Source organism: Actinotignum sp. usb-actsch-rep-73, assembly GCF_059082735.1.
Map to the genome: position 1 here is coordinate 43404 of NZ_JBHNPV010000084.1, position 21936 is coordinate 65339.

Sequence of the window (21936 nt, forward strand, 5' to 3'; positions counted from 1 at the left end):
TTTTACTTGTTCGGGTTAAAACCCTTCGCAATGGAATCCAGAGCAGCCGTCAGTTCGGTGGGAACAACCCACACCTTCGACGAATCCCCCTTGGCAAGTTCCGGAAGCATCTGCAAGTACTGGTAGCTCAGCAGATCAGGCGTTGGATTGCCCTCGTGGATCGACTGGAAGACGGTACCGATAGCTTCTGCTTGACCGCGGGCGCGAGTGACAGCCGCCTGAGCTTGTCCTTCAGCCTTCAAGATGGCGGACTGCTTTTCACCCTCAGCCTGAAGGATCTGCGACTGACGGACACCTTCAGCAGTCAGAATCGCTGCACGTTTATCACGTTCGGCTCGCAACTGCTGTTCCATGGCCTGCTGAATCGACGGTGGCGGATCAATTGCCTTCAACTCAACGCGATTCACGCGGATACCCCAGCGTCCCGTTGCTTCATCAAGAACACCACGAAGCTGAGTGTTGATCGAGTCGCGACTCGTCAGCGTCTGCTCGAGGTCGAGCGAGCCAATGACATTACGGAGCGTCGTCACCGTCAGCTGTTCGATTGCCTGAATGAAGTTCGCAATCTCGTAGGTCGCGTGCATTGGATCCGTGACCTGGTAGTAAATCACCGAGTCGATGGAAACCACGACGTTATCGGCGGTAATCACCGGCTGTGGAGGGAAGCTGGTGACCTGTTCACGCAGGTCAACGCGCGCTGCAATACGGTCAAAGAACGGAATCAGCACATGCAAACCACCGTACATTACCGTGTGAAAACGACCGAGGCGCTCGATCACCAACGCGCGAGGCTGGGGAACAATCTGGACGCTCTTGGCAAGGATGACCACAACAAGGATCAACAGGAGCCCAGCAACGAAGGGACCAATACTCATCTCCACGGCGACACTCACCCTTTCTGTTCTTCGAATGTTTTACTACGGTTCTCGACGGATGTAACAACCGCCGTAGCACCGTCGATCTCGCACACATACGCATGCTCGCCCACAAGAAGGGGCTTCTCGTCGATTGTGCGGGCAGACCAGACTTCGCCATCAAGTTTCACGCGACCACTGCTGGCGTTCACGGTTTCAATCACATCGACCTGTCGCCCAATCAAGGCGTGCACATTGGTTTTCACGTTCGTTTGCGACCAGAGCATACGCATTTTCAGCCACGGACGAAGCGCACAAAGAAAGACCAGCGAGCAGACCACAAAAACGCCGACTTCGGGCCAGAGCCCAGGGACAACAAGAGAGGTTAACGCCGCTGCTAAACCACCGATGGCAAGCATGAGGAACACAAGGTCAACCGTTGCCATCTCAATCAGTCCAAGAACGATGGCAACAATCACCCACCACAAAGCGTGCGTCATACACACTCCCCTTTGTCCGACGTGTCCACGGTGATACCTATGAAGAGACTTACCTGACGGCGCGAGCCCACCAGCGTCCGTTGTCGTTACCGGCGCTCAGAGGCAGACAATACGTCGCTGACAGATTCACTCCGGTGATGACGGAATCAATGACACCCGACTGGACGACCTTTGCTCCGTCCATCAAGACCGCGTGCGTCATTCCGCTGGGAATTTCTTCCACCTGGTGTGTAACCAAAATGACCTGCGGAGCATGCGGACCGGAAATGATCTCTTCAAGAGCTCCGATCAATAGTTCGCGGGCGCCAAGATCCAAGCCAGCGGTGGGCTCATCAAGAATCAGGACCTCCGGGTCTGTCATCAGGCTTCGAGCGAGCAACACACGTTGTGCTTCGCCCTCAGAGAGAGTTCCAAACTGACGATCCGCCAAATGATCAATACCGAAAGCAACAAGCAGATTGTCGCAACGCGCATCATCTTGAGCTTCGTATTCTTCGTCGCGATGAATTGCGATACCCCACGCTGCCGTGCGAACAAGGTCGCGAACAGTTTGGTGTGCACGAATGGAGGGGGCAAGCGACTTCGAAACAAGTGCAACGCGGGAAGCAAGTTCTTGACGGTCGAGAGCAAAAATGTCTTCGCCATCAAGTTTCACGGTGCCCTGCGCCAATGCTTCACGACCGGCTAGCGCTCGGATAAGAGTTGTCTTACCCGCGCCATTCGGGCCAAGAATCACCCAATGCTGGCCTTGCTCGGTGCTAAAAGACACCGAATCAAGAATCGCAGTTCCACGTTTGCTTACAGTTGCATCCACACATTCAAGGACATAAGTCATACCTATAAGCCTACCTTTGTCACCGAAATATGATCGGCTGACTCACACCAGTGTGCGATACAGATCCGCGGTCTTCTGGCCGATGGCATCCCAAGAGAAGTGGTCGCGAGCACGCGTCAGGCCTGCCACTCCCATCGTCTTGGCGCCCTGAGGGTTATCGAGGACTGCGATCAGGCGCTCGGCCATATCATGAACGAAGGTATCGGGCTTCAGAGGAGTGCCAGTGCCGTCATTCATTTGTTCGATCGGAACCAGATAGCCGGTCTCGCCGTCGACGATGACATCGGGAATACCGCCAGTTGCCGTACCAACAACGGGCAGGCCCAGCGCCATCGCTTCGAGGTTCACGATGCCGAGTGGCTCGTAGACCGACGGGGTGATGAACACGGTCGACGCATCCAGAATTGCTGCAATGTCGGGCTGCGGGAGCATCTCAGAGATGAGGATGACGCCCTGACGCTTCGCCTGCAGGTCCTTCACAAGCGCGTCGACTTCGGCTGCAATCTGCGGAGTATCGGGAGCACCCGCGCACAAAACAATCTGAACGTCATCGGGAAGCAGGTTCGCTGCGCGCAGGAAATGGGGCAGACCCTTTTGACGCGTAATGCGTCCAACGAACACAACGGTTCGCTTGGTCGGATCAATCGAATACGTCTTCAGAACGCGTTCTTGGTTCTCGCGTTCAGCGTCGGTAGACGGAGCACGCCACTTCGCCAGATCAATGCCGTTGTGAATGACGTGAACTTTCGCGTCATCAACGTTCGGGTAGGAGCGCACAATGTCGGCCTTCATACCGTTCGAAACTGCAACAATGCCGGCCGCGGCCTCGTACGATGTCTTCTCAATGTAGGAAGAAATGCGGTAGCCACCACCCAGCTGCTCGGCTTTCCAGGGGCGCAAGGGCTCCAGAGAGTGTGCTGAAATGACGTGCGGAATGTCGTGAAGCAGAGCCGAAAGATGGCCGGCAAAGTTTGCGTACCAGGTGTGCGAGTGAACCAAGTCTGCGCCTTCGGTCTGGGCCGCGATGGAAAGATCTACCCCGAGTGTCTTCAGTGCCGCGTTCGCTCCTGCCAGTTCCGCCAGGTCAGCGTGGCCGACGACTCCAGTTTCGGCTCCTTCGGTTCCGGGTTCACGAGGCCCGTCAAACGCGTGAACGCGAACCTCGTCGAGGCGGGGACGCAGAACTTTAGCAAGTTCAGTAACGTGAACACCTGCACCTCCATAAACAAAGGGCGGATACTCGCGGGTCAGCAGGTCAACGCGCATGATGGTCCTTTCAGGGAAGGCACAAACTTCTTGAGCTAGCCTATCGCGGGCACAGAGCACTCACCGACGAATCCCCGCATGCGTGCACACAGTTGCGCATTCAATGACCATATGTGATGGGCGCCACACAGTGGAATATGCGTGCAGGATCACACTGACTCTCATAGGCTTAGCCCATGGCCAAAAATCATGTTCTCGCAATTGTTCTTGCAGGTGGTGAGGGGAAGCGACTGATGCCGCTGACCGACGACCGCGCTAAGCCCGCTGTTCCCTTCGGCGGACACTATCGTTTGATCGACTTTGCTCTGTCCAACATCGTGAACTCCGGTTATCTGAAGATCATCGTGTTGACCCAGTACAAGTCCCACTCGCTTGACCGCCACGTCACCAAGACCTGGTACACATCTCCCCTTCTCGGTAACTTCATCGCCCCTGTTCCGGCTCAGCAGCGTCGCGGGCCTCACTGGTACTTGGGTAGCGCTGACGCTATCTACCAGTCCCTGAACATCGTCGATGATGAGCAACCCGACTACATCGTCATCATTGGTGCCGACAACATCTACCGTATGGACTTCTCTCAGATGGTGCAGCACCACATCGATTCTGGACTCCCGGCCACGGTCGCAGGCATCCGTCAGCCGATCGAACTTGCTTCCGCTCTCGGCGTGATCGACTCGGCAGACGGCAAGATCAACCAGTTCCTCGAAAAGCCGAAGAACGCTGCCGGCCTTGCCGACGATCCCACCAAGGTGCTCGCTTCCATGGGCAACTACGTGTTCACCACGAAGGACCTGATCAAGGCTCTCCGCGAGGACGCACACAACCCCGAGTCCAAGCACGATATGGGTGGCAACATCATCCCGTGGTTCGTCGAGCGTGGCGAGTGCGGTGTATACGACTTCCAAGACAACGACGTCCCGGGTTCGACCGACCGCGACCGTAACTACTGGCGCGACGTTGGTACCCTCGATGCCTACTACGATGCCAACATGGACCTGATTTCAGTCCACCCCGTGTTCAACCTGTACAACCGCAAGTGGCCGACGATGACGATGATCGATGGTTCCTTGCCACCGGCTAAGTTCGTGTACGGTGAAGAGCACTCGCGAATGGGTCACGCTGTTGATTCCTTCGTCTCCCCCGGGGTCATCATTTCCGGTGGCGAGGTCTACCACTCGGTTATCTCCCCCGGTTGCTACATACACTCCTGGGCTCAAGTCACTGACTCGGTTGTCATGGATGGGTGCCGTATTGGTCGCCACGCAGTGGTATCCAAGTCAATCCTCGACAAGAACGTTGTTCTTGAAGAAGGCGCTGTCATTGGTCTTGACCACACGCGCGACCGGGAACGTGGCTTCACCGTTACGGATTCCGGTATCACCGTTGTCCCCAAAGGAACGGTTGTTACCCGTTGAGTAATACACCCCGTTCTCTCCCGGACGCTTCAGCGTTCGGGAGAGACGCATTTTCACCCCTGCCTCGCCTGATCGTCACCGATGTTGATTCGACTTTGATCGCCCAAGAAGTCATCGAAGAGTTGGCGCATTTCGCTGGGACGCGCGGGCAGGTTGCTGACATCACCGCGCGGGCAATGAACGGCGAGATAGACTTCGCCGAATCTTTGCGCCTCCGTGTCTCCACCTTGGCGGGCGTTCCCGCTACGGTGTTCGACGAGGTTCTTCATTCGATCACTCCCACCCCCGGTGTGTGCGATCTGATTGATGCGGTTCATGCCCACGGTGGTTTTTTCGGTGTGGTCTCAGGTGGCTTCGAGGAAGTTGTTGCTCCTCTTTGTCACCAGCTGAACATCGATCATTACTTGGCTAACCGACTTGAGGTCACCAACGGCTTCTTGACGGGTAAGGTCCTGGGGGCAATCGTGACCGCGGACGCCAAGGTGCAGGCGTTGGAAGGGTGGCGTCTATTGCACGGACTGGATGTTAACCAGACAGTCGCCATCGGAGATGGAGCAAACGATATTCCAATGCTCCAACGGGCAGGCTTGGGAATTGCTTTCTGCGCGAAGCCCACAGTTCGTGAGCAAGTGAAGTATTCGCTGAACGTTGCACAACTGGATCTCTTGATTGAGCCATTGGGACTATCTGGGGCTCCTCGCACCTAGGCGCACACTGAGTACCAACAAATTCTCAATTGTCGGAGCTTCTGATTAAAGTCGTATCGGATCGGAAATGGTCATCCGATCCGATACGTTCACTCTTCAGCGCTTCCTTGGCAGGCGCTTGATTCACGAATACGGTGAAGCTGACCGTCCCAACCGTTCACCCATGATTGGGCAAGATTCGCAAGATTGAGGGGGTAGACCTCGCCGTTTAGCGCCCGTTGAGCAAGCTCATCGAGATCCCACCAGCGCTGTTCGTCGATCACGTCGCGTTCTAGGTCGGTCCACCCATCATTGTTCAGCGTGACACGTTGAGTGTGAGCGATGAAGAACCACTCGTCCTGTTTGGCGGTAATGGATAAAAAGTCGAAGGTTGCTTCACGATAGATCACGGGGCCAACAAGAGCATCGGGTTCTAAGACAATTCCCGTTTCTTCAAAGAGCTCTCGACAGGCTGCTTCTGCGGGATTCTCCCCCTCCATGATTCCACCACCGATGGTGAACCACCACTGGCGTTCCGGCTGATCACGATCGTGTCCTTTGGCAAGGAGCAATCTGCCATTCTCATCAAAAAGGATCACGCGAGCCGCTTGTCGGTGCGGGTAGCCGTCTGCATCCACAGGCCATTCGTTTTCATCAAGACCAGACATGGATTACCTCGCGTTATTCAATGTCGTCTGTGTCATCGCATTGAGGAAGAACTGACGATCTTGACTGACCTGAGCAACCAACTGTCGGTCGAGTTCGATGCGAGAATCATCCGCACCCAAACGTTCTTGGAGCTTTTGATCAAGCCCCAGGGCGGCAAGATGAGAAAGGAATCGTCTCATTGCTTTTTGCGCGTCCTTGCCCGCAGGCTTCACCCAGTTCATCGCAGTTCTGCGACCGGCTTTCTCACTGACCATGACCACCTCGGCGGGAAGGACCCATCCGGCTTGGACGTAGGGAATGAGCCCTTCACGAACGGTCTTCAATTCGCGTCGTGAAATCCAAGTCAGCACAATCATCCAGCCGACGAACAGTGGAATCTCGACAAAGAGATAGTTGGTAATAAAACTGGCAGCTTCTGAGGTTCCCGCATAATTCCACAATCCGTGAACGTACATTGCGATGCTTAATCCCAGAAGGCTGACGATGGTACGGGGTAGCCAGGAGCGTAGGCGAATCAGCGCACAAGCGAGAGCAAGGCCGGTGAATGATGTGGCCATCGGGTGCAGGAATGGGCTGAAAACCCCACGAAGGATGACAGTGACGGTCAGGGCCGCTGATCCTTCTTGGCTTGCCTGCAGGAAGTATTGAATGTTCTCGATAAAAGCGAAGCCTGCGCCGGAAAAGCCGGCATAGACAATACCGTCAATCAGGGAGTGAATGGTGCTTCTACGGGCGAGGATGATGAACAGAACACCGAGTGCTTTGAGTGTTTCTTCGACCGGAGGGGCAACATATACGGCTGTCCACCGCATTGCTTCCATTTCGTCGCCAAATACCAGCGTGGCGTTGAGGAGCAGTGCAGAGTTCAGCATGGATGCCCCAACAATGGCGACGCCCGCACCCCAGACGAAAGCAACGATTTTCGTCCACAAGGGTTCTGGCTCATGACGATCCAAGTGAATGAAGAACCCCAGAACAACGATCAGAGGGAAGGATGCAAGGAATGCTAAGTAGGCGGTGGTTGATACGTCGCTCAGCGAAATGTATCCGTAAATGCTCAGCGCGATACAGATCGCTGAGACAGCAATGATTGACGTTTCGAAGCGCGGAAGGCGAAAATGTTGAGGCTGGGGTACATCCCACATTGGCGCTGAATAATGCGTCGTCGGAGAAACCATGTTTGCTCTGGGCACGTCGGGGCGAATACGCGAAAGTCGGAACTGTTCTCCAGGACCGGATGATGCACTTTCGTATGTCACTGATTCTCCGTTAGTTGCCTACGTAGACGCGGGGCTTCTCAGATATGGCCGTCGACCTTCTTCAGTGCACCGGCAGTAAATGCGATTCGCTGACCGACGGTGAATAGAGAGGCGAAGGCGACCCAGATGAGGCCTGCGACGGCCCACCACTGTCCACATCCCCAGTCGGTCAAAGCCGCCCCGACGAGGACAACGATCAACCGATCGGTTCGTTCCGCGATACCAACTTTGGCTAGAACTCCGATGGATTCGGCGCGTGCTCGAGCGTAGGGAACGGCTCCGGTACCGACGATGGCGATGAGTCCTCCAACCAGTCCAACCGTGCGTGCGGTTGAGGGCTCCCATCCGAAGATCAACCACGCGCACACGGATGCGAATACTGCGCCGTCGGAAATACGGTCCAGCGTTGAGTCAAGGAAGGCGCCAAAGCGCGACCCCCCTGTCGTCATACGTGCCAGTGTGCCGTCAACTGAGTCTGCGAAAAGAACGAGGCCCAGCGCAATGCCACCTTGCCAGACGTAGCCGAATGGAATAGTCGCGCACGCGACACCAACGCTGGCAATTGTTCCGATGATCGTCACCGTATTCGCACTGACCCCAAGTTTGGCGAGGAGGCGTGCAAGCGGTGTAAAGATCGTCTTCGTTATTGAACGACCGTGATTTCCAAGCATCAGGATTCCTTCGGCCAGGCGTCAGCGAGCATGTGGCGCGCATCTGATAAAAGCTGGGGAACAGCTTTCGTCTGAGCAATAATCGGCAGGAAGTTAGCATCCCCAAGCCAGCGCGGAACGATGTGTTGATGCAGGTGAGCAGCAATTCCCGCTCCGGCGACATCACCCTGATTCATCCCCAGGTTAAAGCCCTGCGGCCCACTAGTAGCGCGAAGAACTCGCATAGAGGTAGCCGTCAGCTCCCCCACTTCAATGCGCTCTTCATCGGTTAAATCCGTGTAGTCAGCGACGTGACGGTACGGACAGACCAGAAGGTGCCCAGAATTGTAAGGGAACAGGTTCATCAGCACGAACGCACGGCGACCGCGATAGACGATCAAGGCGTCCTCATCGCTCTTCGATGGAGCTGCGCAGAACGGGCAGGTGTGATCCGTTGAGTCTGATGGTTTGCCTTCGCCATTGATATACGCCATGCGGTACGGCGTCCAAAAACGTTTGAAGGCATCCGGAGCGCCCGCTATTTCACGGGAATCTTCAACCAGTGGCTCAACGTCACTCATGGTGTTCAGTCCTGCTCGACAAAAAGGTCCGAGTTGTTGCGCCTACGGACATGGTTCACGATGCGGGCAACAGCATCGTCGATGGCCACGCCGTTGTCCTGCGAGCCGTCACGGAAACGGAAGGACACCGCACCGGCTTCAACATCTTCGCCACCAGCAATCAGGGTGAAGGGAACCTTTTCCTTCGATGCGTTTCGGATCTTCTTACCGAAACGATCGTCGGAGTGGTCAACCTCTACGCGGATGCCTTCGGCCTTGAGCTTGGCGGCGACCTGGTCGACATAGTCAGCAAACGCCTCGGCAACCGGGATAATCTTCACCTGGACTGGAGCAAGCCATGCTGGGAATGCACCCGCGTAGTGCTCGGTCAGAACACCGATGAAGCGTTCGACGGAGCCAAGCTTCGCCGAGTGAATCATGACCGGGCGCTGGCGTGAGCCATCAGCAGCCGTGTATTCGAGGTCGAAACGCTCGGGCTGGTTGAAGTCGTACTGAATGGTCGACATCTGCCACGTACGGCCGATAGCATCCTTGACCTGCACGGAAACCTTCGGACCGTAGAATGCTGCGCCACCCGGATCTGGAACCAGTTGCAGACCGGTTGCCGAGCAGGCGTCTTCAAGAGCCTTCGTGGCGTTCGCCCAGTCTTCATCGGAACCGATGAACTTGTCCTTCTTCTTGCCGTCTTCGTCGCGCGTCGACAGTTCAAGATAGAAGTCATTCAGTCCAAATGCTTCCAAGATGGACAGGAAGAAATTGATCTGCGAGCGAATTTCTTCGCCTGCCTGCTCGGGCGTGCAGTACGTGTGCGAGTCATCCTGAGTGAAGCCACGCATACGGGTCAGGCCGTGGACAACACCGCTCTTCTCGTAGCGGTAATCGTGGCCCATCTCGAAGAATCGTGCGGGAAGTTCACGGTAGGAACGACCGCGTGAGCGGAAGATCAGGTTGTGCATCGGGCAGTTCATGGCCTTGAGGTAGTACTCCTGGCCAGCCTTCGTGATGTTGCCTTCTTCGTCGCGTTCCTCGTCAACCTGCATGGGTGGGAACATCGTGTCCGCGTAGTACGGCAGGTGGCCGGAAGTGTGGAACAGGCCGCCCTTAGAGATCTCGGGGGTGTGAACGAAATCGAAGCCAAACTGCTCGTGGCGTTCGATCACATACTTCTCAATCTCGTGACGCAGGATGCCCCCCTTGGGGTGGAAGACGACAAGGCCGGGGCCAATTTCCTCCGGGAAGGAGAACAGATCAAGTTCTGCGCCCAGGCGACGGTGATCGCGGCGTTCGGCTTCCTTGATACGCTCCTGGTAGGCGACGAGATCGTCCTTCGAGGCCCACGCAGTGCCGTAGATACGCTGCAGGTGATCTCCGGACTGGTCGCCCTTCCAATAGGCGGCTGATGCCTTGGTGAGCGCAAAGCCGTTGCCGATCAGGCGGGTGTTCGGCAGGTGTGGTCCGCGACAGAGGTCTTTCCATGCAACGGTGCCGTCTCTGCGAACGTTGTCGTACATGGTGAGCTCGTGGCCACCGACCTCAACTGAAGCACCTTCTGCACCCGAGCCCTTCGTGGTGACAAGTTCCAGCTTGTACGGCTGGTCTGCGAGCTCAACACGCGCCTCGTCCTCAGAAATGACGCGACGGACGAACGACTGGCCTTCCTTCACGATGCGCTTCATCTTCTTTTCGAGTTCACGCATCAGTTCGGGGGTCACCGAATCGATATTGCCGAAGTCGTAATAGAAGCCATCGGTAATGAACGGGCCAATACCAAGGTTGACATCCGGGAAGGTGTCCTGAACTGCCTGAGCCAGCACGTGAGTGGCGCTGTGGCGAAGAATGTCCAAGCCAGCGGGCGAATCAATAGTGATTGCCTCGACCGTCATTCCCTCTTTAAATTCAGTGAACAGGTCGCGAGGAGTGCCGTCAATCATGAGGGCAACAACCTCACGACGCTGCTCATACCAAGTAGTACCCGTGGTTCCACTTTCCACGGTCTGCTTCTCTTGGTCGATGACGAGGTCGATGCTGGACACGAATGTCTCCTTGATCAAACGATGAATATACCGCTGACAGTCTACTCGCCCAGTCGCCTCATCACCGCACCCGACCCCCTCAGTGAACCAACCAACGGACAAATCTCGACGCACGTGCGTACATCTGACGGAGACGAAAGAGGTGACTAACGGGAAACTCGACGCAACTTTCGTTTCACATTCAGCAACGAACGCACCGTGATGTACTGCGGGCGCGACACAGGCAAATCCCAAGCGCCAGCAACATCCGTGTATGAAGTCGCGAAAGCAAGCTTGTAGCGGCCAACGTGGAACAGCGTTGAATTACGCGGAGAATGAATGCCTCGAAGATCGAACCCTTTAAATCCTTCGCTACCAAGGAGGAGTGCAACCTCAACATCCAAGAACGCAGGACTTCCCAAGCGGCGACCGCGATCCGAAGAAGCGCCGTACTCAGCTTGAGCATTCTTACCGTTCAGCAACACCAGATCCCAACAGAGGATCTCGTTGTCCTGCGTACGAGCAGTGAATACGCGAGCGTGCTGTGACCCTAGGATGCGCAACAGAGACTGGTAATAGCCGATGGGGTGTGGACGGAATCCATCACGCTCCGCTGTTTGCTTCAGGACCTCGTAGTACGGTGAAAAATCAACTGATGCAGCCTCGGTTTCCTCGTGGATCTGAACGCCGAACTCATCGGCTTTCTTCGTTGAACGACGAAGCGTGCGCCTGCCATCATTGGTCAATGATTCGAGCACTGCATCGCGATCCCCGCGTCCGGTTTCGATGATGACGGTGCGGTCATATGTCACGATCTGCAACGGTTCTTCAAGATCCTTGGCGGCAAACCACGAATGCAGACGGATGAAGACAATTCCGCGATCGCGACTGCGAACAAACTTCAGTAGGTCCTGGCGCAGGCGTTCTTCGCGTTCAGGAGTGGCCTCGCGGATCCAGACGGGACCTGATTTTGCCCACAAGTAGCGCAACGCGCGAAGCTTGTATTCAAACAGCGCGATGACAGCGATGCATTTGTCGTTCTCATACCAAGCAAGGCGACCGAGCTCCCCCGCCCAGAGAGGATGTCCTTGTGCAGCTGAAAACTCTTCCCACTGCTGCGACTGTTCGATGGGCAGTCCACCCACGCCGGAAACAGCATGTTGCATGTCGCGTGCGCTAATCGGTCGCAGACTCGTGGAAGTCATGTAAAGCCTTTCGTCTCTGTTCACCCAGCAAGTAGTCACGGGCTCAGAATGAGCGGTCAGTCGGTCGCGGATAGTAGCGAGCAAATTTTCGGAAGTGGTTCAAACGTTGCAAGCGAACAATTATGTTCCGCTTTGCATTGTCCTCGTGCGGATTGATCAGCGGATCAAAGCGACGATGGTTCTTGATCAACGATTTCACGCGCTTCTTCAAAGGTTCATCTCGCAAGTATCGCAACAGCAGTCGGTCTGGAACCATCGAATAGAGAATTTCACGCGAAATGCGCTTGTGTTCCATGCGCTTCCCATCGATCAAATCGCCTACCATGACGAGCATCGGATTGGCTCCACCTGCGGTCATGTACCAATTGTTGCGTCCAATTCGAGGATTCACTTCGAAGAATACGGCGCGGTTATCACGTGGATCGATCTTCACGTCAAAGTTGGCAAAACCGCGATATCCGGCACGTGTCAGCAGGCGTTCAGCTTGTTGCCACAGTTCAGGGAATTCTTCGGTGATCATGGCAACCGGATTACCGATCATGGTCGGTGCATGATCTTCAAGAAGCACTCGCGCCGAGCCGATCAACGTCACCTCGCCGTGGCTATCGACGTATGCGGTGATGGAACGCATTGCGGTGTTGTCGCCAGGGATCAGTTCCTGGACAAGAAAAAGATCGCGGAATCCGGCTTCTCCGAGCGTTCTCCACATCTGCGCCAATTCGACCTCATCTTCGAGGAACCAAATCTTGCGTTTGCCTTCAAAGTGCAGACGATCGTAGGCATCTGCTCTGGCAGCCTTGGCAACAATCGGGAAGTCGAAGGGAATCGAAGGTGCAACCCACTGATCGGAATAGTCAGACATGTCGACGCCGATGCCTCGAGGCGCATCAATGCCAGCGTCTTCACATGCCTGCGCAAAAGCGACTTTGTCTGTAAGAAGCTCAATCGTTTCCAGGGATGGGAACGGGAGCGCGTAGTATTCGCCGAGCTGGTCGTAGTTGCGAGCAATGAAGGTTGAATGCAGGTCATGGTTTGCCATCAGAATCAATGCTTTATCAGCGTTTTCTTTGGCAATTGCACAAAGTTCGTGAAGAAGAACGTCGTCAGATGCGTCTGCTTCGATGTGATGAACGTCGAAGAAGTTCGAGCCCGTGATGGACACGGTGGGCTCGTTTGATACGCACAGGCATCGACATCCAAAGGCCTCGTTGAAAGAGCGACCGATTCCGTAAACACCAAAATCGCCACCCAAGATCACGGGAAGAATCACTCGTGAGCGAGAAGAGACCATGAATTCAAACCACCTTTGTGCGCGCCCGATCAGCCTACCTGTTTTGCTCTTTCAAGGATATAAGGGAAACCCTCATTACTGGGTGACCTGCCACGAGGTAACAAAAAACGTCTTTCCCGCAGGAAAGACGAAATCATTGAGTGGGCGATACTGGGATCGAACCAGTGACCTCTTCCGTGTGAAGGAAGCGCGCTACCCCTGCGCCAATCGCCCGAGGTGGGTACGGGATTCGAACCCGTGTATACGGCTTTGCAGGCCGCTGCCTCGCCTCTCGGCCAACCCACCACGCTTGACCCATCGGAAAGGTTGAATCCGGGGCTCAACGAGCGGATGACGGGACTCGAACCCGCGACCCTCACCTTGGCAAGGTGATGCTCTACCAACTGAGCCACATCCGCGAACTTGTCCCAACTGATCTGGAACTGGGATTTACCCGTCGTGTCCCAAAAAGTATTGAGAGACAATGAGTGGGCGATACTGGGATCGAACCAGTGACCTCTTCCGTGTCAGGGAAGCGCGCTCCCGCTGCGCCAATCGCCCGAGCGGATGACGGGACTCGAACCCGCGACCCTCACCTTGGCAAGGTGATGCTCTACCAACTGAGCCACATCCGCGTATCTCTTCGAACACTTACGCGTTCATTTCGAACAGGGAAAACACTAACAGGGAATCACGCAAAAAGCGAAATCGAACGAACGTTGCGCGCGTCACAGCCACTGTTTTCCGCAGTATTTTGCGAAAAGATTACTCAGAGCCTCGGTGAGCGTACAGGCTTCCTTAGATACGCACGATGGACCAGCAACGAGTTCCTCATCGATACGCCCCGCGAAGAGGTGGGCAGTATCTTTTCCGAATGTGCATGTTTTTACTCTATAAGTGACAGAACTACTATCGGATGCGATGCGTGAAGAAAAACAACGTCATTGCTCAGTGTGACGTGAATCGTGGCGGGTCATTTTCGCAGTGGACGGCGTGCCCAGCAAAGGGGTTGCTTTCACTCACTTAGCCTAAGTGCGTGGATAATCGCGCTGGCATGGAAGAGTTCGCTGAATCGTTGGCAACTCTGCGTCACGCTATCGATAATCCTCTTCTCGAGTTCGAAGAAGTTCCCCCACCTTCACGCATGGCGCCTTTCACCGCAGCTCTTGTCATGCGAACATTGGCCAACGATGGCAGAGAACCTCTTGCTCAGGGACGTTTTGTCATCCTGCATGATCCCGACGAGCAAGCCGGCTGGAATGGAACATACCGCCTGGTTGCGCAGTTGCGTTCGCAAGTTGACCCTGAAATGGGGCATGACCCGTTGCTCACCGAAGCTCTCTGGGCATGGACAGATGATTGCCTGGTTGAAGAAGGCGCAGCGTATCACGACCTGACGGGAACAGTCACCCGGGAGTTTTCAGAATCATTTGGCGGTCTTTCATTGCGAGGCTCCACTCTCAACGTCGAAATCCGAGCCTCGTGGACGCCTTCGACTACCGACTTAGGAGCCCACCTACGAGCTTGGACAGATCTGATGCTTCGTACCAGTGGTGTGGCATCCCAGCGATTCCTTGAGGGAGTCTAAGAGTGCACATTCACCACACCGGCGGTTTACCTGACGGCGATACTGATTCTCCAGAGCTGATCGTTACCCCGCGCGAAGGCGTACCTAGTGTCATCGATACACCTGATGCGCTTGATCAAGCGAGGCGCAACCTAGAGCAAGGACTCACTCCCATCGCTGTGGATGTTGAGCGCGCCCAAGGCTTCCGTTATGGCAACGACCCCTACTTGGTTCAGATTCGACGCGAAGACGTTGGTACCTTCCTGATCGATACAGCCGCATTGCCTGACTTGTCGTCGCTTCAAGCGGGCGTGAACGACGTATGGCTTTTGCACGATGCGTTGCAGGATCTGCCGAATTTGCGACAGGTGGGACTCAATCCCCCGTCGTTGTTTGATACTGAGGTCGGCGCGCGTCTTCTGGGGTTAAAGAAGTTCGGTCTTGCTGCCGTATGCGAGCAGGTGCTCGGTTTGAGCCTCGTGAAAGACCACCAGGCATCTAACTGGTCGGTTCGTCCACTATCGAAGGACTGGCTTCGCTACGCGGCCCTCGATGTCGAATTGTTGACGGAACTTTACCGTCGTTTGTCCATCCAACTGAACGACGCGGGTCGCTGGGAGTGGATGGAAGAAGAATGCGACTACCTAGCTCACCTGGATCCGCCTGCGCCCAAGAGGGACCGCTGGCGAAATCTGCCCGGCGCGGGAAAGATACGAGGCCGGCGCAACCTAGGAGTCCTCAAGGCTTTGTGGGAGGCGCGCGAAGAAATCGCTCAGGAACTTGATAAGGCACCCGGTCGTTTGGTGCGCAATGCTGCTCTGGTGCAGGCTGCGCTGAATCCTCCGCGGAATAAGCGTATGTTGCTGTCGATTTCTGAGTTCCGCTCCCCTGTTGCCAGGCAATACGCTGACCGTTGGTTACGCGCGATCCGACTGGCCGAAACGGCAAATGAGGACGAATTGCCACCGCTACGTCTTCCTCATCGTCCAGGTTCAGTTCCCGAAGCGCGAAACTGGGGTCGTATCGATCCTGACGCTGCAGCGCGATTGGCGGCTGTTCGCGGGGCAATGACCGAGCTTTCTGAAGAAATCGGTATTGCTCCCGAGGTCATTCTTGAACCTCGTATTCAGCGTTACTTGGCGTGGGCGCCTCTTGATCCGAAGCGTCCCAGCGGCGACGAGATTGAACAGAGGATGTTTGACAAGGGCGCTAGGGATTGGCAGATGGACCTTTGTCTTGACCCGATCGCGGATGTCTTGGAGTGACTCTTGAGGATTCAAGCTTCTCTTTAGAGGGTACGTGAAATACGTTCCGCAATCTGGTGAGCCGTCAAACCGCACCGTTCCAGCAGGGACTCGCGCTCGGCGTGCCGCAGGAATACCTTCGCAACACCCAGCGTGATGACGGTAGCATCCACGGACTCGTTGGCAAGAAGATCGCGCACCCCCCAGCCAAAACCGCCGTCAACGATGCCGTCTTCCAGAGTCACCACGCGTTGTGCCTGCGTGGCAAAACTGGCAAGTTTAGGGTTGATCGGTAGAAGCCACACAGGATCCACAACACGAACACGCTTACCCTGTTCAGTCAGAATGCGTGCTGTTTCAAGACCCTCGGGACCAAAAGCGCCCGCTACTACGAGGAGCACATCAACATCGTCAGTGTCGGGTTCAAAGAGAACATCCACACCGTTCACTGAGCGAATTGCGTTCATCGGCGCTGGTAGAGAGCCCTTACGGTAGCGGAGAACGGTCGGCCGATCCTTCACTCCCACCGCGCGACGCAAGCTGGCGCGAAGAGTTGCCTCATCACGTGGGGCAGCGAGCTCAAGTGAGGGGATGATCGAACACATCGCGATATCCCAGACACCATTGTGTGAGGCACCATCCGCACCGGTGATACCTGCACGGTCAAGAACAACCGTCACGCCAGCCTTGTGCAATGCCACGTCCATTAACAGCTGGTCAAAAGCACGATTAAGGAAGGTTGCGTACAGCGCAACAACCGGATGAGCGCCCGCATAGGCCATGCCAGCAGCGCTAGCAATCGCTTCCTGTTCAGCAATACCCACATCGACAACGCGGTCCGGGAATTCCTCGTGGAATGGTTTCAAACCGACGGGAGCCATCATCGCTGCGGTGACACCGACAACAGTGTCGTCTTCGCGCGCAATTTTGACGATCTCGTCGGCAAATACGCTGGTCCAGCCGAAACGTGCCGGAGCAACGGGGAGTCCCGTTTCGGGGTGAATCGGTCCAACGGCGTGGAAGCGATCAGCGATGTCTTCTTCGGCGGGAGTATAACCGCGTCCCTTTTGGGTGATGACGTGGACAAGAACTGGATACTTCGAAGTCCGCGCACGCTGTAGTGTGGTTTCAAGCTCGGTCTCATTGTGTCCGTTGACGGGACCTAAGTATTTAAAGCCCAGGTCTTCGAACATTGCCTGAGGAGCAATAACGTCTTTGATGCCGGTCTTCAGACCGTGTAGCGCGTCGTATGCCGCTTTACCAGGATCCCCCAGAGCAAGCAGATGACGCTTACCCCAAGCAAGAGCACGTTCGTAGCCTTCCGAGGTGCGAAGCGCGTCGAGATGATGGGCAACACCGCCGATTGTTGGCGCGTAGGAACGTCCATTGTCGTTGACGACTACGACAACACGACGATCAGTTGATTCGGCGATGGTGTTCAACGCTTCCCAAGCCATACCACCGGTCAGGGCACCGTCACCGATGATGGCGACCGTTGATGACGCGTCGCCCCGGCGTTTCTTCTCGCGGGAAATACCATCGGCCCATGCCAGTGAGCTTGAAGCGTGCGACGACTCAATAACGTCGTGATCTGATTCTGAGCGGGAGGGGTAGCCAGACAGTCCACCTTCTTGGCGCAGGCCGGAAAAGTCCTGGCGACCCGTCAGAAGCTTGTGGACGTACGCCTGGTGGCCGGTGTCAAAAAGAATCGTGTCTTTGGGTGAACGAAATACTCGGTGCAGGGCAATCGTCAGTTCAACAACGCCCAAATTGGGACCCAGGTGCCCACCGGTTTTCGACACGTTGGTGATCAGGAAGCTACGAATTTCCTTGGAAAGCTGAACAAGTTGAGCCTCTGAAAGGGTACGTAAATCCGACGGGGAATGGATGCTGGTGAGCAGTGGCATATCCGCGTCTGATGAACTCATAGCCCTCATACTAGTTGCCACACATGTTCCTAGCGACCTTCGCCCTCGAAAAGCACATCGTGAGCGGGCTAACATAGAGCTAACATGCTTCCTTTAGTCAACCGAAATGCCTGTGTGCAAGGAGGAACAATGAGCGTTACCGTCGCCCCCTACGGTGAATGGACATCCCCAATTTCCGGCGATTCTTTTACTGCTCGGTCAGTCACTCTCTCGCAGGTTCGCGTTGACGGTTCTGCTACCTATTGGGTTGAAGGACATCCGAAAGAAAACGGACGAGGTACCCTGTTGCGTCGTACCGGTGCTGGCGTTACTTCAGAGGTCCTCCCCCTGATCGATGGTGCTCGCCTTCCCGATATTCGCACTCGCGTTCACGAATACGGTGGTCGTGCCTACGCGGTGCTCGATGGTTTCATCGTGTTCTCCGACGGCTTTGATAACCGCGTCTACCGTTTCGACACCAACGACCCGCACCGTACGATTTCTCCGCTTACCACGCTGTCGAAGTCGCGCTACGGCGACTTCGAGATTGATGATGTTCGCGGCCTCGTCTATGCGGTCAGGGAAGATCACTCGGGCGACGGCGAACCGACGAACACGCTGGTCGCAATCCCGATCGACGGTAGTGCTGCACGCAACGACGCTGCGATCATCACGATCTTTGAAGGCACTGACTTTGTTGCTGCACCTGCAGTTTCTCCTGATGGCACGAAGCTTGCATGGCTGTCGTGGAACCACCCGCATATGCCGTGGACACAGAGCGCACTGCACGTGGGCGCACTCAATTTCGAAGGTCGTATTGAGGTTTCGAAGACGATCGTCGACAAGGAAGACGTGTGTGTCTACGAGCCTCGGTGGACTCTTGACGGTGACCTCATCCACGTCGATGACACGACCGGTTGGGCCAACCTGTACCGCACGGAAGGCTTTACGTGGAAGGATGACGAGCCCTCAGACGCGTGGACAACGCGCCTTCGCACTCGTGCCATGCACCCGGGAACTCAGGCGTTCTCGCACCCGCACTGGCAGCTCGGTCTGCACTCCTACGATAACTACGATAACGACCTGCTGATCTGCTCGTGGGCTGAGGACCTGACGTGGCACATCGGTACCGTGCGCGTCGACAACGGAATGGCTGAAGAATGGGCAACCGGCTGGTGGCCGATCGGTAACGTGGCATCCAACGATGGTCGCGTAGTCTTCCTTGCTGACTCCCCCACGCACACGCCGGCAATTATTCAGATCAAGGGTGGCGCCACGACGATTATTCGCCCGTCATCCGAAGCTGAAATCAGCCCGGAGCTGGTTTCTTCAGGGCAGATTATCTCCTGGCCGACCTCAGATGGCGAGACCGCGTACGGCTTCTACTACGCACCAAAGAACCCTGACTTTTCAGGCCCGAAGAATGCTCTTCCCCCGCTGATCGTCAATGTTCACGGTGGCCCGACTTCTTCGACCCGACCCGGCTTGTCGATTCCATTGCAGTACTGGACCAGCCGTGGTTTCGCTGTGCTCGACGTTAACTACCGTGGTTCAACCGGATTCGGTCGCGCATACCGCGAGCGTCTCAACGGTCACTGGGGCGTTATGGATGTGAATGACTGCGTTGATGGTGTGCGCTATCTGGTTGACCGAGGTTTCGTTGATCCGAAGCGCGTTGCTATCCGTGGCGGATCCGCCGGTGGCTTCACCACCTTGAACGCACTGGCAAACACCGATGTGTTCACCGCGGGAACGTCACTCTATGGCATCGCTGACCTGCGCCTTCTGTCTGCAGAAACCCACAAGTTCGAGTCTCGTTACAACGATCGCTTGATCGGTACTGAAGATCCGAACAGCGAACTGTGGGCCAAGCGCTCGCCGATTACTCACATTCACCAGATCAATGCTCCTCTTCTGCTGTTGCAAGGCGAAGATGACAAGGTGGTTCCGCCGTCACAGGCACGCCTCATGTTTGATGCACTGAAGGATCGTGGAAACGCTGTTGCGATGAAGATCTACCCGAATGAAGCTCACGGCTTCCGTCGCGCAGAGACGATTCGTGATGCGTGGAGCTCCGAGCTCGCGTTCTACGGGCGTGTCTGGGACATGGACGTCGACGTTGAATCCGATATCGATATCGCCAACCTCTGATGCGGGCTTCTGTTTCTTTCTTGGCACAACTGGGTGAAAAAGCCGGTCAGCACCGTTCTTTTGTCGGTCTATTAGCGGCGCTCGTCGGCATTATCGTCGGCGGCGCAGCGGTTCTTTTTAACCTGATGATTCAGGGGTGGACGTGGGTCACCACCGGTTACAGTGACTACTCAACGCATGCTGGCGACCCCCACGGAGTCTTCGGTTGGTCCCCCTGGGTGTTCTTGCTTCTGGCTCCCGTTGTCTCAGCGTTGATCTACGGGCCCCTGGTTCAGCGGTTCGCTCCCAGTGCACGAGGCCACGGTATTCCCGAAGTGATGCTGGCCGTTCGACGCAAGGGAGGCAAGATTCCCGGGCGCGTCGCAGTGGTGAAGCTGATTGCTTCTTCTTTGACGATTGGCGCCGGTGGTTCAGCGGGACGAGAAGGTCCGATTGTCCAGGTCGGAGCGTCGCTCGGTTCCTCGTTGGCGTCCTCTCTTCGTTTGCCTCCGCAACGCGTAGTTCTTTTAGCGTCCTGTGGCGCAGCGGGTGGCATCGCCGCAACTTTCCATGCTCCGCTTGCTGGCGCAGTCTTTGCTCTCGAAGTGATTCTGACGCAGTTCAGTGCCGAAACCTTCGGATATGTCGTTATTTCTTCAGTGATGGCATCCGTTGTTGCACGCGCGTTGCAGGGTGACGAAACGATCGTGAATCTTGGTCATGATCTCTCCTTCTCGCATCTGACAGACATGTGGTGGGTTGCTCTCCTCGGTGTGATCGCCGGTCTTGCGGGTCTAGGTTTCTCGAAGCTCCTTTATTGGCTTGAAGATGTGATCGACGCTTTCTGGAAACGTCTGAGCCTTCCCGAATGGTCACGTCCGGCTGTTCTCGGCATCCTTTTGGGCGCGGGTATTGTGGCCTTCCCGCAGATGTTCGGCTCGGGATACCCGATCGAAGAAGACGCTCTAGCAGGCAAATACACGATTGGCTTCCTGCTGATTTTGATGGTGGGACGCGCCCTGTACACGTCCTACACGATCGGTATCGGTGGATCCGGTGGCGTTTTTGCCCCGACGCTTTTTATCGGCGCAATGGCCGGAGCCTCATTCGGGCAAATCCTTTCCCCCATTACTGACACTCCCGCCGGCGTCTTCGGTGTGATTGGTATGGGCGCGGCATTCGCTGGAGCGGCACGCGCTCCGATGACCGCCGTTTTGATCATCGTCGAAATGACGGGGCAGTATTCGCTGATTATGCCGATGATGCTTGCCGTCGTTCTGGCCACCGGCGTCTCGAGGTTCCTGACACGCGCCACCATCTACACCGAGAAACTTCGTCGTCGAGGCGACGTTCTGGATGACCCTGTGGATGCAACACTGCTCGGCGCTCACCCGGTTTCGCGCTGGATGGAGGACGCTCCCGGTACTTTGGCGCCCTCGACCACGCTCGATCAGGCGATTAAGAAGATGCGTGTCCTTGGTGCCCAGACTCTTCCCGTTGTCGACGATGCTGGAACCTACGTTGGGCTAGCAAGCGCCATTGATCTTGCTCTGGCGCGCCAAAGCGAAACAGATATGGCCTCGTCGCTGGATTCTTTGAAACTGCCCAACGTGCACGTCACGCCCACCGCACTACCGTCGAAGGTGCTCGAAGTACTGCAGACATCAGGTCTGCCGGGGATTCCCGTCGTCAATGATTCGTTGCATGTGGTGGGCTGGGTGTCCCAGCAGTCCCTGATTGAACGCCTCTATCGCGATCAGCGTCGCGCCATCGCAGCTCGCGCACAGTCGTCGTGGGGTTCGAGGTTCCAAGAGAAGCATTCACGCCGACACACGAGTTAACGAAGCGTAAGCGTAGAGTCTGGTATCACTCAGCGAAAACCCGAC

At 55.9% G+C, this 21936-nt stretch carries 18 protein-coding genes and 5 tRNA genes; 6 read left to right on the plus strand and 17 right to left on the minus strand.

All coding sequences use genetic code 11. The features are described 5' to 3' along the window. Window positions 1–2: 2 nt before the first annotated feature. Genes AC5RE1_RS08580 through glgA form a run of 4 tightly spaced genes read right to left on the minus strand, consistent with a single transcriptional unit; the run spans window position 3 to window position 3455 of the window. Window positions 3–875, minus strand: coding sequence for an SPFH domain-containing protein (locus AC5RE1_RS08580; protein ID WP_040318606.1), 873 nt, complete (start codon window positions 873–875; stop codon window positions 3–5). Between the two features lie 14 nt (window positions 876–889). Continuing rightward, a complete protein-coding gene (locus AC5RE1_RS08585) occupies window positions 890–1354 on the minus strand; it encodes an NfeD family protein (RefSeq protein WP_006681117.1) in 465 nt (154 codons plus the stop codon). 49 nt (window positions 1355–1403) lie between these two features. Then, window positions 1404–2189: an ABC transporter ATP-binding protein gene (locus tag AC5RE1_RS08590; RefSeq protein WP_006681118.1), complete on the minus strand. Its 786-nt coding sequence runs from the start codon at window positions 2187–2189 to the stop codon at window positions 1404–1406. A gap of 42 nt (window positions 2190–2231) precedes the next feature. After that, window positions 2232–3455 (minus strand): glycogen synthase, encoded by a 1224-nt coding sequence (glgA, locus tag AC5RE1_RS08595; protein WP_285084238.1) that lies wholly within the window; start codon window positions 3453–3455, stop codon window positions 2232–2234. 176 nt (window positions 3456–3631) lie between these two features. Between glgA and glgC the strand changes: the two genes are divergently transcribed. Both glgC and serB read left to right on the plus strand, forming a co-directional pair. After that, window positions 3632–4870, plus strand: a complete 1239-nt coding sequence (glgC, locus tag AC5RE1_RS08600; protein ID WP_285084237.1) for a glucose-1-phosphate adenylyltransferase — start codon at window positions 3632–3634, stop codon at window positions 4868–4870. Further along, window positions 4867–5577, plus strand: a complete 711-nt coding sequence (gene serB / locus AC5RE1_RS08605) for a phosphoserine phosphatase SerB (protein ID WP_465245946.1) — start codon at window positions 4867–4869, stop codon at window positions 5575–5577. Before glgC ends, serB begins: the two co-directional genes overlap by 4 nt. Window positions 5578–5666: 89 nt before the next feature. Here the strand turns inward: serB and AC5RE1_RS08610 are convergent, their stop codons facing one another. The 12 genes from AC5RE1_RS08610 to AC5RE1_RS08665 all read right to left on the minus strand — a co-directional run bounded on the left by AC5RE1_RS08610 (window position 5667) and on the right by AC5RE1_RS08665 (window position 13837). Further along, a complete protein-coding gene (locus AC5RE1_RS08610; RefSeq protein ID WP_006681122.1) occupies window positions 5667–6224 on the minus strand; it encodes an NUDIX hydrolase in 558 nt (185 codons plus the stop codon). 3 nt (window positions 6225–6227) lie between these two features. Continuing rightward, a complete protein-coding gene (locus tag AC5RE1_RS08615; RefSeq protein ID WP_285084236.1) occupies window positions 6228–7484 on the minus strand; it encodes a PrsW family intramembrane metalloprotease in 1257 nt (418 codons plus the stop codon). Window positions 7485–7522: 38 nt separating this feature from the next. After that, entirely contained in the window at window positions 7523–8155 is a 633-nt protein-coding gene (pgsA, locus tag AC5RE1_RS08620; protein ID WP_285084235.1) for a phosphatidylinositol phosphate synthase, read from the minus strand. Next, the gene (locus AC5RE1_RS08625; protein ID WP_006681125.1) at window positions 8155–8715 is read right to left on the minus strand and encodes an HIT family protein; all 561 of its coding nucleotides are present in this window, start codon (window positions 8713–8715) and stop codon (window positions 8155–8157) included. The genes pgsA and AC5RE1_RS08625 overlap by 1 nt, the downstream gene beginning before the upstream one ends. Window positions 8716–8720: 5 nt before the next feature. Beyond that, the gene (gene thrS / locus AC5RE1_RS08630) at window positions 8721–10748 is read right to left on the minus strand and encodes a threonine--tRNA ligase (protein WP_006681126.1); all 2028 of its coding nucleotides are present in this window, start codon (window positions 10746–10748) and stop codon (window positions 8721–8723) included. A gap of 146 nt (window positions 10749–10894) precedes the next feature. Further along, window positions 10895–11932, minus strand: a complete 1038-nt coding sequence (locus tag AC5RE1_RS08635; protein ID WP_285084234.1) for a lipid II:glycine glycyltransferase FemX — start codon at window positions 11930–11932, stop codon at window positions 10895–10897. Between the two features lie 43 nt (window positions 11933–11975). Next, window positions 11976–13223, minus strand: a complete 1248-nt coding sequence (locus AC5RE1_RS08640; RefSeq protein WP_285084233.1) for a carboxylate--amine ligase — start codon at window positions 13221–13223, stop codon at window positions 11976–11978. Between the two features lie 141 nt (window positions 13224–13364). Next, window positions 13365–13436: transfer RNA gene (locus AC5RE1_RS08645), tRNA-Val, on the minus strand. Window position 13437: 1 nt separating this feature from the next. Further along, window positions 13438–13508: transfer RNA gene (locus AC5RE1_RS08650), tRNA-Cys, on the minus strand. Between the two features lie 40 nt (window positions 13509–13548). Continuing rightward, window positions 13549–13621, minus strand: a tRNA-Gly gene (locus AC5RE1_RS08655). A 70-nt stretch (window positions 13622–13691) separates the two neighbouring features. Further along, window positions 13692–13763 (minus strand) — tRNA-Val (locus AC5RE1_RS08660). 1 nt (window position 13764) lies between these two features. Further along, window positions 13765–13837 (minus strand) — tRNA-Gly (locus AC5RE1_RS08665). A 419-nt stretch (window positions 13838–14256) separates the two neighbouring features. Here AC5RE1_RS08665 and AC5RE1_RS08670 point away from each other — a divergent pair. Beyond that, entirely contained in the window at window positions 14257–14790 is a 534-nt protein-coding gene (locus tag AC5RE1_RS08670; RefSeq protein ID WP_219585867.1) for a DUF3000 domain-containing protein, read from the plus strand. Between the two features lie 2 nt (window positions 14791–14792). Beyond that, window positions 14793–16034, plus strand: coding sequence for an HRDC domain-containing protein (locus tag AC5RE1_RS08675; protein ID WP_219585158.1), 1242 nt, complete (start codon window positions 14793–14795; stop codon window positions 16032–16034). A 23-nt stretch (window positions 16035–16057) separates the two neighbouring features. Here AC5RE1_RS08675 and dxs read toward each other — a convergent pair whose 3' ends face one another. Then, a complete protein-coding gene (gene dxs, locus AC5RE1_RS08680; protein WP_285084232.1) occupies window positions 16058–17941 on the minus strand; it encodes a 1-deoxy-D-xylulose-5-phosphate synthase in 1884 nt (627 codons plus the stop codon). 129 nt (window positions 17942–18070) lie between these two features. Between dxs and AC5RE1_RS08685 the strand changes: the two genes are divergently transcribed. After that, window positions 18071–20071 (plus strand): alpha/beta hydrolase family protein, encoded by a 2001-nt coding sequence (locus AC5RE1_RS08685; RefSeq protein WP_006681132.1) that lies wholly within the window; start codon window positions 18071–18073, stop codon window positions 20069–20071. After that, window positions 20071–21891: a chloride channel protein gene (locus AC5RE1_RS08690; protein WP_493938677.1), complete on the plus strand. Its 1821-nt coding sequence runs from the start codon at window positions 20071–20073 to the stop codon at window positions 21889–21891. Before AC5RE1_RS08685 ends, AC5RE1_RS08690 begins: the two co-directional genes overlap by 1 nt. Window positions 21892–21936: the final 45 nt, after the last annotated feature.

Coding starts and splice junctions, on each gene's coding strand:
- AC5RE1_RS08580 (WP_040318606.1), bottom strand. CDS start 875: ATGAGTATTGGTCCCTTCGTTGCTGGGCTCCTGTTGATCCTTGTTGTG.
- AC5RE1_RS08585 (WP_006681117.1), bottom strand. CDS start 1,354: ATGACGCACGCTTTGTGGTGGGTGATTGTTGCCATCGTTCTTGGACTG.
- AC5RE1_RS08590 (WP_006681118.1), bottom strand. CDS start 2,189: ATGACTTATGTCCTTGAATGTGTGGATGCAACTGTAAGCAAACGTGGA.
- glgA (WP_285084238.1), bottom strand. CDS start 3,455: ATGCGCGTTGACCTGCTGACCCGCGAGTATCCGCCCTTTGTTTATGGA.
- glgC (WP_285084237.1), top strand. CDS start 3,632: ATGGCCAAAAATCATGTTCTCGCAATTGTTCTTGCAGGTGGTGAGGGG.
- AC5RE1_RS08610 (WP_006681122.1), bottom strand. CDS start 6,224: ATGTCTGGTCTTGATGAAAACGAATGGCCTGTGGATGCAGACGGCTAC.
- pgsA (WP_285084235.1), bottom strand. CDS start 8,155: ATGCTTGGAAATCACGGTCGTTCAATAACGAAGACGATCTTTACACCG.
- AC5RE1_RS08625 (WP_006681125.1), bottom strand. CDS start 8,715: ATGAGTGACGTTGAGCCACTGGTTGAAGATTCCCGTGAAATAGCGGGC.
- AC5RE1_RS08635 (WP_285084234.1), bottom strand. CDS start 11,932: ATGACTTCCACGAGTCTGCGACCGATTAGCGCACGCGACATGCAACAT.
- AC5RE1_RS08640 (WP_285084233.1), bottom strand. CDS start 13,223: ATGGTCTCTTCTCGCTCACGAGTGATTCTTCCCGTGATCTTGGGTGGC.
- AC5RE1_RS08670 (WP_219585867.1), top strand. CDS start 14,257: ATGGAAGAGTTCGCTGAATCGTTGGCAACTCTGCGTCACGCTATCGAT.
- dxs (WP_285084232.1), bottom strand. CDS start 17,941: ATGAGTTCATCAGACGCGGATATGCCACTGCTCACCAGCATCCATTCC.
- AC5RE1_RS08685 (WP_006681132.1), top strand. CDS start 18,071: ATGAGCGTTACCGTCGCCCCCTACGGTGAATGGACATCCCCAATTTCC.
- AC5RE1_RS08690 (WP_493938677.1), top strand. CDS start 20,071: ATGCGGGCTTCTGTTTCTTTCTTGGCACAACTGGGTGAAAAAGCCGGT.